The sequence below is a fragment of the Nitratireductor alexandrii genome, assembly GCF_004000215.1.
Taxonomy (GTDB): Bacteria; Pseudomonadota; Alphaproteobacteria; order Rhizobiales; family Rhizobiaceae; genus Mangrovimarina; species Mangrovimarina alexandrii.
The window spans coordinates 218,288-233,647 of record NZ_RBVY01000008.1 but is presented as its reverse complement, the minus strand read 5'-3'; the positions used below and the strand labels follow the sequence as shown (position 1 = coordinate 233,647).

General features: G+C 67.9%; 11 protein-coding genes and 1 riboswitch. Of the genes, 9 read left to right on the top strand and 2 right to left on the bottom strand.

The features are described 5' to 3' along the window. The first annotated feature begins 115 nt into the window (after positions 1-115). Complete coding sequence (locus EP380_RS18240; RefSeq protein ID WP_238719916.1) at positions 116-868, top strand: helix-turn-helix transcriptional regulator; 753 nt, start codon at positions 116-118, stop codon at positions 866-868. Positions 869-997: 129 nt separating this feature from the next. Here EP380_RS18240 and EP380_RS18235 read toward each other — a convergent pair whose 3' ends face one another. Beyond that, positions 998-1,441: a YtoQ family protein gene (locus EP380_RS18235; RefSeq protein ID WP_127599836.1), complete on the bottom strand. Its 444-nt coding sequence runs from the start codon at positions 1,439-1,441 to the stop codon at positions 998-1,000. Between the two features lie 199 nt (positions 1,442-1,640). Between EP380_RS18235 and EP380_RS18230 the strand changes: the two genes are divergently transcribed. From EP380_RS18230 to EP380_RS18200, 7 genes are all read left to right on the top strand, one after another. Next, positions 1,641-2,546 (top strand): helix-turn-helix domain-containing protein, encoded by a 906-nt coding sequence (locus tag EP380_RS18230; protein ID WP_106572937.1) that lies wholly within the window; start codon positions 1,641-1,643, stop codon positions 2,544-2,546. 51 nt (positions 2,547-2,597) lie between these two features. Then, complete coding sequence (locus tag EP380_RS18225; protein ID WP_127599834.1) at positions 2,598-3,992, top strand: amidase; 1,395 nt, start codon at positions 2,598-2,600, stop codon at positions 3,990-3,992. Between the two features lie 71 nt (positions 3,993-4,063). Continuing rightward, a riboswitch (cobalamin riboswitch) is annotated at positions 4,064-4,266 on the top strand. 194 nt (positions 4,267-4,460) lie between these two features. Then, entirely contained in the window at positions 4,461-6,401 is a 1,941-nt protein-coding gene (locus EP380_RS18220; protein ID WP_164749911.1) for a TonB-dependent receptor plug domain-containing protein, read from the top strand. A 5-nt stretch (positions 6,402-6,406) separates the two neighbouring features. After that, positions 6,407-7,276 carry an ABC transporter substrate-binding protein gene (locus EP380_RS18215; protein ID WP_127599830.1) on the top strand — a complete coding sequence of 290 codons (870 nt, stop codon included), beginning with the start codon at positions 6,407-6,409 and terminating at the stop codon, positions 7,274-7,276. Beyond that, positions 7,269-8,270, top strand: a complete 1,002-nt coding sequence (locus EP380_RS18210) for a FecCD family ABC transporter permease (RefSeq protein WP_127599828.1) — start codon at positions 7,269-7,271, stop codon at positions 8,268-8,270. The genes EP380_RS18215 and EP380_RS18210 overlap by 8 nt, the downstream gene beginning before the upstream one ends. Next, positions 8,267-9,073 carry an ABC transporter ATP-binding protein gene (locus tag EP380_RS18205; protein ID WP_127599826.1) on the top strand — a complete coding sequence of 269 codons (807 nt, stop codon included), beginning with the start codon at positions 8,267-8,269 and terminating at the stop codon, positions 9,071-9,073. The genes EP380_RS18210 and EP380_RS18205 overlap by 4 nt, the downstream gene beginning before the upstream one ends. Next, positions 9,070-10,101 carry a DUF6925 family protein gene (locus EP380_RS18200; RefSeq protein ID WP_127599824.1) on the top strand — a complete coding sequence of 344 codons (1,032 nt, stop codon included), beginning with the start codon at positions 9,070-9,072 and terminating at the stop codon, positions 10,099-10,101. The genes EP380_RS18205 and EP380_RS18200 overlap by 4 nt, the downstream gene beginning before the upstream one ends. A gap of 41 nt (positions 10,102-10,142) precedes the next feature. On the opposite strand, the gene EP380_RS18195 is transcribed toward EP380_RS18200, so the two are convergent. Further along, a complete protein-coding gene (locus EP380_RS18195; RefSeq protein WP_106572930.1) occupies positions 10,143-12,428 on the bottom strand; it encodes an NADP-dependent malic enzyme in 2,286 nt (761 codons plus the stop codon). 200 nt (positions 12,429-12,628) lie between these two features. Here EP380_RS18195 and mutS point away from each other — a divergent pair, with 200 nt between their 5' ends. Then, positions 12,629-15,277 (top strand): DNA mismatch repair protein MutS, encoded by a 2,649-nt coding sequence (gene mutS, locus EP380_RS18190; protein WP_127599923.1) that lies wholly within the window; start codon positions 12,629-12,631, stop codon positions 15,275-15,277. Positions 15,278-15,360: the final 83 nt, after the last annotated feature.

Below are 15,360 nucleotides of genomic sequence, written 5' to 3'. Positions count from 1 at the left end.
GCGATATGATCCCGTGTTCGACTGGTCGAAGCCTGCGCGCGACCGGCCGCAGGAGAGGCGGTTCGGGCGATCGGATCGGATCGGAGGGGAGGTCGATGTCGGGAGGACGGGAGGAATGCATGCTCCGCGCGTAACGGAGGCGGTGCTGGCCGACTGCGTGGCCTCGATCGCCTGCAGCGGCTCCATGAGCGAACTCGGGCTTGCCTGCCAGCGCGCCGTCAGCCGGCTCGTCGGCACGCCGACGCTCGGGTTCTACCTGCTCGACGGCTCGATGCCGGTGCTGAAATACAGCCACCACGTCGATCCGGGCATGCTCGACGACTATACCGACCGGCTGGGCGCCAACGATCCGCTGATCGAGAGCCTGCATCAACGGCCCGTCGCCACCACCGGCATGTCGATCTACGGCGACCGCGACTGGCGCCACAGCGAGATGTTCAGGCTGCTTCGGCGCTGGGGTTACGACGGCAATCTCTGCGGCCCGCTATGTCTCGACGGCGCGCTGGCGGGGATCCTCTATACGGCCGGTCTCGGTCACGGCGGCCGCTCCGACGAACTCGTTCGCGCGCGCATGGACATCATCTGCCGCGCGAGTTCGATGGCGCTGGACCGGATCGCCGAAAGCGGGTTCGTCGCGCACGCGCCGTCGGGCGGCTGTGCCGAAGCCGCCCTGCCGCCCCGTTCGGCCGAGGTGGCGCGCCTGGTGCGCCTGGGACGCAGCAACAAGGAGATCGCGCGCGCCATGGCGATCTCCGAAAACACGGTGAAGGAGCACGTGGCCAATCTCCGCCACCGTTTCGGCGTCCGCAACCGGACCGAACTGGCTGCCCGGCTTTCGGCTCAGGCCGGCCGCGCCGCGTCCGCCTGAGGCGTCGTGCCGTTTGCCGTCCCGCCCGCGCGTGCCGGTTCGGAGCCCGCCGCGCCGCTTTGCCGGTTCTACCCTCTTGTTCGACGCATTTGAAACGGCGGGCCGGCGGCCACTTCGCCTGCAAACGCCTTATAGGGCGCCGGTGATCAGGTAGCGCAGCGCGCGCGCCACTTCGTCGGGGGTCCGCGCGACCGCGTTGGCGGCGGCGTCGACCTCCTTCAGCGCGTGGTCGAATTCGGGCGGGTGCAACACGATGATCGGTTTGCCGAGCGCTGCCGCATAGCCGGCGTCGAAGGCCGCGTTCCATTGCCGGTATTTTTCGCCGAAACACACCACCAGCACATCGGCGCGCTCGATGCCGGTGCGGATGCGCACGGCGTTGAGCAGCGCCCCCTTGCGGTCGTGCCAGAACTTGTCGCTTTCGGCGCCGAAGATCTCCACGCCGCAATCGTCGGAGGCGCTGTGGTCGGTCACGGGGCCGTACCAGTCGATGTCGAGCCCTTCGCAGGCCGACACGATCGTCTCGCGCCAGTCGGTATGGATTTCACCGGACAGATAGACATTGAGCTGCATGGGGAAACTCCCGTTCGGTTTCGCTGGATGATGCGCGCGTGTGGCGAACGGCTACCACGAACCGACCATGTTCGGCAGCATGCGGTCTCGAAAATTTTCCCGCTGCGTTCGGCGAACGGCTGTCACACATGCCGACGCCGGGCCCGGCGCGGAAAGCTGCGGGCTTTGATCACCGACGATTTTTCCGTAATGACGGGCAATGTCAGCCCCATCCGACACTGCCGCACGCAACGCCACCAAAATCGCCCGCGCCTGCGCTGTCATCGAGCGCGATCTGAGCGCCCGCCACCGGATCGCCGACCTTGCCCGGGATAGCGGCATGGCCGAGCATCATTTCCAGCGCCGCTTCGCGGCGGCCACGGGCGAAACGGTTGCCGGCTATCTCCGAAGCAGGCGGCTCGAACGCGCGGCGATCGCGCTTTCGCAAACCGACGCGCGCATTCTCGACATCGCACTCGATTGCGGGTTCGAGACCCACGCGGCGCTGACGCGTGCCTTCAAGGCGCATTTCGGCATCACGCCCGATGCCTTTCGCCGGGATGGGCTCGATCCGGCCCTGTGCGGCGCGCCGCCGCGGCCTTTCCTGAGACCTGTCGAGGCCCAATCGTTTGCCTTGGCCTGCGATCTGATGGAACTGCCGGGGCAATGGCTGTGCTGGCGGCGGGCGACCGGCATGATCGACGGGCGCTACTTCCCCGACCTGGCTTCGACACAAGCCGCGTTCGACGATCTGGCGCGCGTCTTGGGCAAGGACGAGGCGGCTTTCGCCGCCGGTTATGCCCAGGGTCCCGCCGCCTTCGAGGATCAGAGCGCCGTCGCCCATTTCGGTGCGCTTTTCGACACCGAGCGCGGCCTGGCCTGGGCGGAGGGGCGGACGCGGATAGAGGCCGGGCTCTACGCAATCTTTCCCCATCGCGGCCCGCTGAACACGCTGCACCTGACATGGCATCGCGCCGCGCGCGTCGGCCTGGGCCGGTTGAACCTGAGGCTGCGGCCCGGATGGATGGTGGAAACCTATCTGACGTCGCGGATCGAGGCGCCGGGCGCAGCGCTGAGTGCGCTTATCCACCTTCCGGTCCACAAAAGCACGATCGGGAAAGCCTAGGCCGGTCGGCGGGACTTATCCAACGGGGCGAACGCAGCGTTGGGGAAGACCATGACCATCGACATACCCGAAATCCTGACCCGTACTTTGCGCGAGACCGTCGCCGGGCTCGCAAACGAAGCGACGCGCGAAGCCCTCTATGGCGCCTTGCGCGCCCGACGCGAAGACGTCGAACCGGTCGTCAACGCGTTCGAGGCCCGTCGCGAACAGTCGCCCCGCACGGCGAAAGGGCCGCTGAACGGCCTGCCCGTCACGGTCAAGGACCAGATCGCGGCCGGGGGGTGGCCGCGGACATTTGGGCTCGAGCGTCCCAGCCGGCGCGCGGACCGGGCGAGCGCGACGATCGTGGCCAGGCTGGTCGAGCTGGGCGCGGAGGTGACCGGCAAGACCGCGTTGCCGCCCAACGCGCTCGACTTCCAGACGTTCAACCGACGGCGCGGCCGCACCAACAACCCGCACGATCCCCGCTTCACCGCCGGCGGCAGCTCGGGCGGCGGCGCGGCGGCGGTGGCGAGCGGCATGAGCCTTCTCGATATCGGCGCCGATCTTGCCGGCTCGCTGCGCCTGCCGGCGGCATGGTGCGGCGTGACCTCGCTCACCCCGACCGAAGGCGCGTGGCCCGCCGATGGCATGTTGCCCGGCGGGCAGCGCCTGCAACACTTCGCGCGGATAGGGCCGATCGCGCGGCGGGTCGACGATCTCGCCTTTCTCTGGGACTGTCTTGCCGGAGCCGAAGCCGGAAAAGAAACGTCGGGATCGTACCGGATCGGTCTGTGGACGCCGGATGGGCCCGCGCCGATGGAGGCAGCGGCCCGCGCGGTCTGGGACGGGTTTTCCACCCGGCTCGCCGCCACGGGCATCGCCGTCGAGACCGACCCGATGCGGACGCTGTTTGCGCCCGAGAGCTACCGGCTGTTCGGTGAGATCATGGGCTACGAGACCGGTGCGCTGATTCCCGCGCCGATCCGCTGGCTGATGCGGCGCGACCGGAGCCCGGCGCGGCGCTCGCCAGGTTTCCTCGCCCACGTTCATGCCGGATATCGCAGGGACGGTGCGCGCCATGCCGACAATCTGGCGCGCATGGCCGCAGCGCGGCGCGAGGCCGCCGCGCGTTTTGACGGCCTCGACGCGCTGGCTTTGCCGGTCACCGGCCTGTGCGCGTTCCGGCACCTCGCCCCGAGCTCGGACAGGGCCGGGGTGCGCGACTACGCACAGCGCTTCGACACCGCCGCCGGTCCGCTCTTCTATTTCGACGCGCTGACCCGTTTCACCGTCCCGGTTACCTTGCTGGGATGGCCGGTGGTCACCCTGCCGATCGGGCGCGATGCGAACGGAATTCCGCTCGGCGTCCAGGTTGTCGGCAAGCCGGGCAGGGAGCGGGTGCTGCTCGATCTCTGCGCCACGATCGAGACGCGCCTCCCGGCCTATTCGGGCACGGAACGATGAGCGAGAACTTTCCGATGGACCACGCCGGAGTTCTCCGCGTATGCGCTTGACAAGCTTTTGCTGATATCTCTAGGGTCGCGCTCGGATCTGGTTCCGCCCTCGGGTGGATGAAAAGGGAACACGGTGAGGTCGCATGCCGGCCAAATCCGTGGCTGCCCCCGCAACTGTAACCGTTGAGCCCGCTTCCATCATGCCACTGGCCGTTCGCGGCCGGGAAGGCGGAGCCGGGCGACGAGACGGAAGTCAGGAGACCTGCCAGGACCGGTCACCCATGCCAGGACACGGGGTGTGTTCAGGCGCGGCCGTCCGTTGCGGTGACATTCGATGAAGTGTTGCCGCAGCCGGGAACGGCCGAGGGGTGAGAACGTCTATGTCTGCCAATCTGCCCCTGACCGATCTCCGCCTGCGGTTTTGTCATGCCGCGCAACGCCCTGTCGGGTTGCGCGACCAGCCGCAAGAGGGGCAGCTATGCACAGAAAATATATCCTAGCGGGCGCGTTGGCGCTTGCCGGTGTGACGACCGCGCAGGCCGAGGACACGGGCGACGCCGATACCGAAATCACCAAGCTCGACCGGTTGTTGATCAGCGAGGGGCGCACGCCGGTGGAGGCCGAAAAGTCCGGCCGCGCGCACACGGTGATCCCGGGCGAGACCTTGCAGCAGAACCGGGTGCGCTATGTCGCCGACGCCCTGCGCATGGTGCCGGGCGTGGCCGTGTCGCGCACCGGCGCCTATGGCGGCCTGACGCAGCTGCGCATGCGCGGCGCGGAAGGCAACCACGTGCTGGTGATGATCGACGGCATCGAAATGAACGAGACCTCCTCGGGCGAGTTCGATTTCGGCAGCCTTCTGGTCGACGATATCGAGCGCATCGAGGTGCTGCGCGGCCCGCAAAGCGCGTTTTGGGGCTCCAACGCCACCGCCGGCGTGATCAACATCATCACCAAGCGCGGCGAGCGCAACGGATTTTCGACCTCGATCCGCTCCGAGGCCGGCACAGACGGCACCTGGCTCGGCGGCCTGTCGATGCGCGGCGGCGGCGAGAACTACGACGTGGCGCTGTCGGGCCTGTTGCGCAACACAGGCGGTTTCAACGTCTCCGACTACGGGACCGAACGCGACGGCGACCGCAACGCCACGATGAACGGTCGTTTCACGGTCGACCTGACGCCCGCGCTCAGCGTCGACGGCACGCTGCGTTACGTGGACCGCAAGAGCGACCTCGACGCGCAGGATTATGGCTGGGGCAGCCCGACCTACGGCCAGGTGCTCGACACGGACGACCAGGTCGCGAGCCGCGAACTGTTCGGCTCGCTCGGCGCGACCCATGTCGCCTTCGACGGCGCGCTGACCCAGCGGCTGCGCTTTACCGGCAGCGATACGTTCCGCGAAAACTTTGCCGGCGGGGCGCTGACTTCGTCCAATTCCGGTGCTCGCTATAACGGTCTTTACCAGGCGACGTGGGAATTCGACACGCCGAGCCTGCTGGAGGCCCGCCACCGTCTCACCGGCGGATATGAGTGGGAGCGGGAAACCTTCCTGCCGTCGCACCTGACGAACAAGCTTGCCCGCAACACCAATTCCTTCGTGGGCGAATATCGCGGCGAGTTCCTCGATCAGGTCTCCCTGAACGCCGCGCTGCGGCGCGACGACAACGACGCCTTCAGCGACGTCACCACCTACAGCCTCAGCGCTGCCTGGCGCATTCCCGGCACCGACACCCGCCTGCACGCCTCGCTGGGCACCGGGGTCACCAACCCGACCTTCTTCGAGCAGTTCGGGTATCTGCCGACCCAGTTCGTCGGCAATCCGGGCCTGTTGCCTGAAGAGAGTTTCGGCTGGGATGTCGGCGTCGAGCAGGGCTTTTTCGGCGGCATGCTGGTCGTCGACCTGACCTATTTCAACCAGGATCTCACCAACGAGATCGCCACCTCCTATGCCGGGCCTTTGCCGACGCCGGTCAATCTCGGCGGCCGCAGCGAGCGCCAGGGCGTCGAGGTCGCCGCGACGGTCGATCTGTTCAACGGGTTCACGGCCACGGCGACCTATACCTATACCGACGCTACCGAGCAGACGGTGGCCGGCGGGCCGCGCCTGGTGGAAGTGCGCCGGCCGAAGCATTCGGGATCGCTGAACACGGCCTATAATTTCTACGACAACCGTGCCCGCGTCTTCGGCGAAGTCGTCTTCAACGGCGAAATGCTCGATCTCGACTTCTCGACCTTTCCATCCTCCCGTGTGAGGCTGAAGCCCTATACGGTGGTCAATGTCGGCGGCAGCTTCCGCTTCAACGAGACCGTCGAGGGGTTCGCCCGCATCGAAAACCTGTTCGACGAGGAGTACGAGGACGTGCTCGGCTACAACACCCAGGGCCTGGTCGCCTTTTTCGGCCTCAAGGGCAGTTTCTGATCGCGATGACGCAACGACGCGTCCTTCGCCGATGGCTCGGGGCGGCGTGCGCCGCCGCCCTGGCGGTCTGCGCGCCGGCGCTGGCGCGCGCCGAAACCGCACCTGCCCGCGTCGTGTCGATGAATCTGTGCACCGACCAGCTCGCCATGCTGATCGCGGACAAGGACCAGCTCCATTCGGTCTCGTATCTGGCCGCCGATCCGGGCGCATCGGTGCTTGCCGCACGCGCTCGCGCCTATGTCGCCAATCACGGCTTGGCGGAGGAAATCTTCCTGATGCGGCCGGATCTGGTAATTGCCGGCACCTACACGACGCGCACGACGGTGGCGTTGCTGCGCCGGCTCGGCTTCCGCGTCGAGGAGTTCGCGCCGGAAACCGGTTTCGACGACGTCCGGCAAAACATCGCCCGCATGGGCGCGATCCTCAACCGGCAGGAGCGGGCGGCCATGCTGCTTGCCGATCTTAACGCCGGGCTTGCCGCGCTGGCCGCATCGCCGGCTCAGGGCTCGGTGGCCGTCTATTCCTCCAACAGCTATACGGTCGGGCCGGGCTCGCTCGCCGACGCCGTCATCGCCGAAACCGGGCTCGACAACATCGCCGCTTCGCTGGGCATCTTCGGAGCCGGTCGGCTGCCGCTGGAAAGCCTGATCGCCGCCGATCCCGACCTGATCGTGACCGGCGCACGGCGCTTCGACAGTCCCGCGCTCGCCCAGGAAAATTTTCGTCATCCGGCCTTCCGCGCCTTTGCGCACCAGGTCGCGGAGGTCGAAATCCCGGACAAATACTGGCTGTGCGGCGCCCCTTTCACGCTGATTGCCGCCCGCATCCTCAAACAGGCCATGGACGACCGGCAGCGGGCGACCCGGAATGAGTGAGGTGGCACGCTATCGCCTGTTGCTGGCACTGCTCGGCGGCGCGACAACGGTGTTGTTCGTCTTGTCGCTGACGGTCGGGCCGGCGGCGATCGGTTTTGGCGATTCGCTTGCCGCGCTCGTCTCCGGCGATGGCGGCGCGATTGTCCTGATCATGCGCGAAATACGCCTGCCGCGCGCGCTGCTCGGCCTGACGATCGGCGCCACGCTCGGCCTTTCGGGCGCCGCGCTGCAGGGTTATCTGCGCAATCCGCTGGCAGAGCCGGGGTTGATCGGGGTTAGCGCCTCGGCCTCGCTCGGCGCCGTGCTGGCGATCTATACCGGGCTGTCGGCCGCCTTTCCGCTCGCCTTGCCGCTGTCGGCGCTGGCGGCCGCGGTTGTCGGTGTGCTCGTCGTCCAGGCATTGGCCGGTATGCATGGCGGCACGCTGACCGTCATTCTGGCCGGCGTCGCGGTGTCGAGCTTCGCCGGGGCGATGACCTCGCTGGCGCTCAACCTGTCGCCCAACCCGTTCGCCGCGCTCGAAATCCTGTTCTGGATGCTGGGCTCGCTCACCGACCGCTCCATGGACCATGTCTGGCTGGCCGGCCCGTTCATCCTCCTCGGCTGGGCGATGCTGGCCATGCTCGCCCGCCCGCTCGACACGCTGACGCTGGGCGGCGACGCCGCCACGAGCCTCGGCGTCGACATGCGCCGGGTGCGGTTCCTCGCCGTTTTCGGCACCGCGGCCTGCGTCGGCGCGGCGACGGCGGTGGCCGGCGCGATCGGCTTTGTCGGCCTGGTCGTGCCGCATCTGCTCAGGCCCTTGGTCGGCGCGCGCCCGTCAAGGCTTTTGCCGGCATCGGCACTCGGCGGCGCCTGCGTCTTGCTGGCGGCCGACATCCTGGTGCGGCTGATCGCGCCCGGCCGCGACCTGAAGCTCGGCGTTCTGACGGCGATCGTCGGCGCGCCGTTCTTCCTCTGGCTGATCTGGCGCAGTCGCGGGAGGCTGACATGAGCCTGCTTGCCCTGTCCGGGATCGGTGTCGCGCTTGGCGGCCGCGAGGTTCTCGACGACGTGTCGCTGCGCGTCGGCGAAGGCGAATTCGTCGGACTGATCGGGCCGAACGGTGCCGGCAAGTCGACCCTGCTGCGCGCGGCGCTGGGATTGGTCGCGGCACGCGGCACGGCGGAGATCGGCGGCATGCCGGCGGCGCGGCTGTCGGCGCGGGAGCGCGCCCTGCGCATCGCCTACCTGCCGCAGGAGCGCGAGATCGCCTGGCCGGTCTCGGTCGAGATGCTGGTCGGGCTCGGCCGCGCCCCGCATCGCGGCCCGTTGACCGCTCCGGGGGTGCAGGATCGCGCGGCGGTCGACGCCGCGCTCGCGCGCATGGAGATCGCCGCCTTCCGCCACCGCCAGGCGACGGCGCTGTCGGGCGGCGAAAAGGCCAGGGTGCTGATCGCCCGCGCGCTGGCGCAGGAGGCGCCGCTGCTGCTTGCCGACGAGCCGACCGCCGGCCTCGATCCCGAGCACCAGATCGGCCTGATGCGCCTCTTCGCGGATCTCGCCCGCGAGGGTCGCGGCGTCGTCGCCTCCTTGCACGATCTCGGGCTTGCGGCGCGCTGGTGCACGCGGCTGGTGCTGCTCGACCGTGGCCGCATCGTCGCCGACGGTCCGCCCCGGCAGGTGCTGAGCCCGCAACGCCTGCGGGACATCTATGCCGTCGAAGCCTTTTTCGGCGAAGCGGCCGGCGGTCTCGTCGTGCAGCCGCTGGATCTGACGACACAGAACGCCAAGGACGAAAGGACGGTGCTCCGGTGAACGATCTTGAAAATCTGTTGCGACGCGCCCTGGCCGACTGGCAGTGCGGCTGGAGCATGGGCACTTTCGGCGCCATCGCCGAATTTCATCAAGATGATGGCGAGACGGCGGTCGTGGACGATCCCGCCACCCTGACGCGCGCCACCGCCCGCGGCGGCATTGCGCTCGACCGTGCCGCGCTGGCGGCGGTCGTTCCCGTCGCCTACGAGACGCTGAGCCCGAAACGGCATCGCTGGAGCCATGCGCTGGCGCTGTGCCTGCCGCAGACCGCGGCCCGCCGCGCCTGCCGCGCGACGCTCAGCGAACTCGGCCCCGACGACGGCGCCATTCGCGAGGCGGATCGCGGCGCGATCCTGTTCGACATGGGGCTGTCGCTGCCGCAATCGGATTTCTGCATCCGGACCCGAGACGCCGCGCTGCTTGCCGTTTTGCGGTCGTCGCTCGGTCGCTCGCTGCTGGAGCCGGGCAATCCGGCAATGGCGGCGATCCTTTCGGCCCATCCGCATCGCGTCGCCGTCACCGGGATCGGCCGGGTCGAGGTCTACCAGAAGATCGGCGGTCCCGACACGGGCGGCGTGTCGCCGCCGGGGCCGCATACCCACGTTCTGCCCAAGCTTCTCAAGTCGGGCCGCACCCATTCCGCCAACACGCCGATTCCCGACGGGCTGATGCCGCTCGCAGCGCTGCATCCGGGTCATCCGGTGATCGGCCCGTTGGGTGAGGACCGGGCCTTCGACGCCACGCTGGATGCCGGTTTCCAGGCCCTTTTGACGAAGTATGGCCTTCCCGAGGCGGTCGCGGAGAAGAACCGGGTGCTAACCGCCCTGTCGCGCGGCGAAGCGCCCGACGAGTTCACGCCGTCCGAAACCCGCCTCGCGCGCTCGGCCCTGCGGCTCGCCCTGCGCCAGGAGATGCACCGCTGCGGCCATCGCGGCGAGGACGCCCGCCTGCGATTGCTGACGCAATGGCAGGCGCGCTTCGAGCCGGCCGCCGACGACGAGGCCGAGGACGACAGGCCGGGACACTGATGGCGGCCTTGCCCGGCCCTTTTTAAGGGCCGGCGGAACGGTCATGCCCCGGCATTGTAGGCCGCGATCGCGGCCATGTTGACGATGTCGCTGTCCTTGGCGTTGAGCGAGACGATCTGCACCGGCTTGTTCAGCCCGACCAGCAACGGGCCGATCACCATCGAGCCCCCCAGTTCCTGCAGCATCTTGGTGGCGATCGAGGCCGAGTGGAAGGCCGGCATGACCAGCACATTGGCCGGCCCCGACAGGCGGCAGAACGGATATTGCGCCATCAGCTTCGGGTTGAGCGCGACGTCGGCGGCCATCTCGCCGTCATACTCGAAATCGACCCGGCGCTTGTCGAGGATCTTGACGGCCTCCTGCACGCGCTCTGAGCGCTCGCCCGGCGGGTGACCGAAGGTCGAATAGGCGAGCATGGCCACGCGCGGCTCGTAGCCCATGCGCCGCGAAAAGCCGGCCACCTCCTCGGCAATGTCGGCGATCTGCTCCGAATTGGGCATGTCGTGCACGGCGGTGTCGGCGACGATGACGGTGCGTCCGCGGCACAGCGCGATCGACACGCCGATCACCCGATGGCCGGGTTTGGCGTCGATCACCCGGCGCACGTCGTCGAGCACGGTGGAATAGTTGCGGGTCACGCCGGTCACCATCGCGTCTGCATCGCCGAGCGCGACCATGGCGCCGGCGAAATGGTTGCGGTCGTTGTTGATCAGCCGCTGACAGTCGCGAAACAGGAAGCCTTTGCGCTGCAGGCGTTCGTACAGATAGTCGGCATAGATGCCGTTGCGGCGCGACAGGCGCGCATTGATGATCTCGATCCCGGGCTTGTTGAGATCGACGCCGGCCTGTTTGGCGGTTTCCCGGATCTGCTCGTCGCGGCCGAGCAGGATCGCGGTGCCCAGGCGCTGGTTGGCATAGGAGACGGCGGCGCGCATGACCTGTTCCTCCTCGCCCTCGGCGAACACCACGCGCTTGGGCTGGCGGCGCACGCGCTCGTAGATGCGCTGCAAGGTGGAGGCGATCGGATCGCGCCGGGCCGACAGTTCCCGCGCATAGTTGGAAAGGTCGAGGATCGGCCGGCGGGCCACGCCCGAATCCATCGCCGCCTTGGCCACGGCGACCGGTACCGCCGAGATCAATCGCGGGTCGAAGGGCACCGGGATGATGTAGTTGGCGCCGAATTTCGGCCGGTTGCCCTGATAGGCGGCGGCCACGTCGTCGGGCACGTCCTGGCGCGCGAGCGCGGCCAGCGCCTCGGCGGCGGCAAGCTTCATGTCGTCATTGATGGTCGTCGCGCGCACGTCGAGCGCTCCGCGAAAAATATAGGGAAAGCCGAGCACGTTGTTGACCTGGTTCGGATAGTCCGAACGGCCGGTCGCCATGATGGCGTCGGTGCGGATTTCGGCCACTTCCTCCGGCGTGATCTCGGGATCGGGATTGGCCATCGCGAAAATGATGGGGTTCTTGGCCATCGACTGGACCATGGCAGGCGTCAGCGCGCCCTTGGCCGAGAGGCCGAAAAAGATGTCGGCCCCGTCGAGCGCCTCGGCCAGGGTCCTGTGCTTGGTGTTGACGGCATGGGCGGACTTCCACTGGTTCATGCCCTCCTTACGCCCCTGGTAGACGACGCCCTTGGTGTCGCACAGGATGACGTTTTCGGGCGGAAAGCCCATCGCCTTGATCAATTCGATACAGGCGATGCCGGCCGAGCCGGCGCCGTTGCACACCAGCCGGGTCGTCTTGATGTCGCGCCCGGTGATCTCCAGCGCGTTGATCAGCCCCGCCGCGGCGATGATCGCGGTGCCGTGCTGGTCGTCGTGGAAGACGGGGATGTCCATTATTTCGCGCAACCGGCTTTCGATGATGAAGCAGTCGGGCGCCTTGATGTCTTCCAGGTTGATGCCGCCGAAGGACGGGCCGAGAAAACGCACGCAGTTGATGAACTCGTCGACGTCGTCGGTGTCGACCTCGAGGTCGATCGAATCGACGTCGGCGAAGCGCTTGAACAGCACCGCCTTGCCCTCCATCACCGGCTTCGAGGCCAGCGCGCCGAGATTGCCCAGGCCGAGGATCGCCGTGCCGTTGGAGATCACCGCCACCATATTGCCGCGGGTCGTGTAGTCGAAGGCGCGGCTGGGATCCTCGTGGATGGCCTTGACCGGCGCGGCCACGCCCGGCGAATAGGCCAGCGACAGGTCGCGCTGGGTCGCCATCGGCTTGGTGGGGTTGATTTCAAGCTTGCCGGGCCGTCCGGCGGCGTGAAAATCGAGTGCTTCCGCCGCCGAGACAGAGGGACCTTGTTGATCGTTCTTGCTTTTTTCGGCCATGATGGGTCTGCGCTTCCTGCCCGGTTTTGCGCCTTTTCGGCGCTTCTTTTGTGGAGCGTTTCGATTAAGGCTACACTTCGGGCCTGTAAATCGCCAAGCAGGAAACAGTTTCAGGATTTACGCGAAAACGGACCTTTGGCCGCGGCTCGAGAGTGAACCAGCATCGCCCCGTCAAGAACGCTTCCCCGGCGGCCACGCCGATGATGGAGCAATATATCGAGATCAAGGCCGCGAACCCGGATTCGCTGCTGTTTTACCGCATGGGCGATTTCTACGAACTGTTCTTCGACGACGCGCTGGTGGCCTCGCGCGCGCTCGGCATCACGCTGACCAAGCGCGGCAAACATCTCGGCGAGGATATTCCGATGTGCGGCGTGCCGGTTCATGCCGCCGACGATTATCTGCAAAAGCTGATCGCCCTCGGTCATCGCGTGGCGGTGTGCGAGCAGACCGAGGACCCCGCCGAGGCCAAGAAGCGCGGCTCCAAATCGGTGGTGCGCCGCGACGTGGTGCGGCTGGTCACGCCCGGCACCATCACCGAGGAAAAGCTTCTGGCCCCGTCGGAGGCCAACCATTTGATGGCGCTGGGGCGGGTGCGCGGCGAGGACGGGCTGGGGCTCGCCTGGATCGACATCTCGACCGGTACCTTCCTGGTCGCCGCGACCGCGCCCGACCGGCTTCTGGCCGACATTCTGCGGATCGATCCGCGCGAGATGATCGTCGCCGATCCGGTGTTCCACGATCCGGAGTTCAGGCCGGTCTTCGATGTGCTGGGCCGCATCGTCACGCCCTTGCCGCCGAGCCTGTTCGAATCGACCGCCGCCGCCGAACGCGCGGCACGGTTCTTCGGCCTCGCCACGCTTGACGGGATCGGCGATTTCGCGCGTGCGGAACTCTCCGCCATCGGCGGCGCGATCGCCTATGTGGAGCGCACGCAGAAGGCGGAGCGGCCGCCGCTGATGCGCCCCGCGCGCCAGGATGCCGGCACGACGATGTTCATCGATCCGGCCACGCGCGCCCATCTCGAGCTGACCCGCACCCTGTCTGGAAAGCGCGAGGGGTCGCTGTTCAACGTCATCGACCGGACGCTGACGGGTGGCGGCGCGCGCCTGCTCGCCGAGCGGCTGATGTCGCCGCTGACGGATCCCGACGCCATTAACGAGCGGCTCGATTCGGTCTCCTATTTCCGTGCCGAACGGGCTCTGGCCGATGCCGTGCGTGCGAGCCTGAAAGGCGTGGCCGACATGCCGCGTGCCCTGGCCCGCCTGGCGCTCAATCGCGGCGGGCCGCGCGATCTGGGCGCGCTCGCTTCGGGGATGGCGGCGGCCGCCGAGGCGGCGGCACTGTTTGAAGACGCCTCCCCGCCGGCCGAGATCGCCGGCGCGCTGGAGGCGATCGCCGCTTTGCCGGCGGCGCTGCGCGGTCATTTCAGGGCCGCACTCGCCGACGAACTGCCCTTGCTGAAGCGCGACGGCGGTTTCGTGCGACGCGGCTATCACGCCGAACTCGACGAGATGCGGGCTCTGCGCGACGAGGCGCGCCGGGTGATCGCGGCGATGGAGGCGAGCCTGATCGAGGAGACGGGCATCCGCTCGCTCAAGATCCGCCACAACAACATTCTGGGCTACTACATCGAGGTCACCGCCAACCATCATGCGGCGCTGACGGGGACGGACGCGGCCAAGGCGCGCTTCATCCACCGCCAGACCATGGCCAACGCCATGCGTTTCACGACCACCGAACTGGCCGGGCTCGAAACCAAGATCGCCAACGCGGCCGACCGCGCGCTGACGATCGAGCTGGAGATCTTCGCCACGCTTGTCGCCGAGGCGGTGGCGTGTGCGGATGCGATCCGGGCCGGCGCGCGTGCGCTCGCCGTGCTCGACCTGTCGACGGCGCTCGCCGTGCTCGCCGAGGACGAGGGCTACGCGCGCCCGGTGGTCGACACCAGCCTGGACTTTCAGATCGTTGCCGGCAGGCACCCAGTGGTGGAAAAGGCGTTGCGCGCCCAGGACGGCGAGCCGTTCGTGGCAAACGACTGCGACCTGTCGCCGGCGGACGCCGGCCGGCCCGGCGCGATCTGGCTCCTGACCGGCCCCAATATGGGCGGCAAGTCGACCTTTTTGCGCCAGAACGCGCTGATTGCCATTCTCGCCCAGATGGGCGGCCACGTGCCGGCCGCCGAGGCGCGCATCGGCGTCGTCGACCGGCTGTTTTCGCGCGTCGGCGCCTCCGACGATCTGGCCCGGGGGCGCTCGACCTTCATGGTCGAGATGGTCGAGACGGCGGCGATCCTCAACCAGGCCGGCGAACGCGCGCTGGTCATTCTCGACGAGATCGGCCGCGGCACCTCGACCTTCGACGGCCTGTCGATCGCCTGGGCGGCGGTGGAATATCTGCACGAAAACAATCGCTGCCGTGCCATCTTCGCCACCCATTTCCACGAGATGACGGCGCTCGCCGACAAGCTCGAGCGCCTGTCCAACGTCACCATGCGGGTGAAGGAGTGGGAAGGCGACGTGGTCTTCCTGCACGAGGTCGGTCGCGGCGCGGCCGATCGCTCCTACGGCGTTCAGGTCGCCCGTCTCGCCGGCCTGCCCGATGCGGTGGTGGCGCGCGCCCGCGCGGTGCTTTCCCAACTCGAGGCGAGCGAGATGTCGGGCAAGGCCGGACGCCTGGTCGACGATCTGCCGCTGTTTTCGGCCGTCGCCGACCGCCCGCCGCAGCCCGCCGCTCCTCTGGAACCCCTGACCGGCGCGCTCGAGGCGCTCGACCCCGACGACATGACGCCCAAGGAAGCGCTCGAGGCGCTTTACCGGCTGAAGGGGATGGCGCGCAAAACGCACTGAGAGCGACGTCTCCCAGGGTCTTTCCCTCCTGCTCAATGCAAATTTAAGGACTGCCAACTATTTTCGTGCGGTGTATGGGCGAG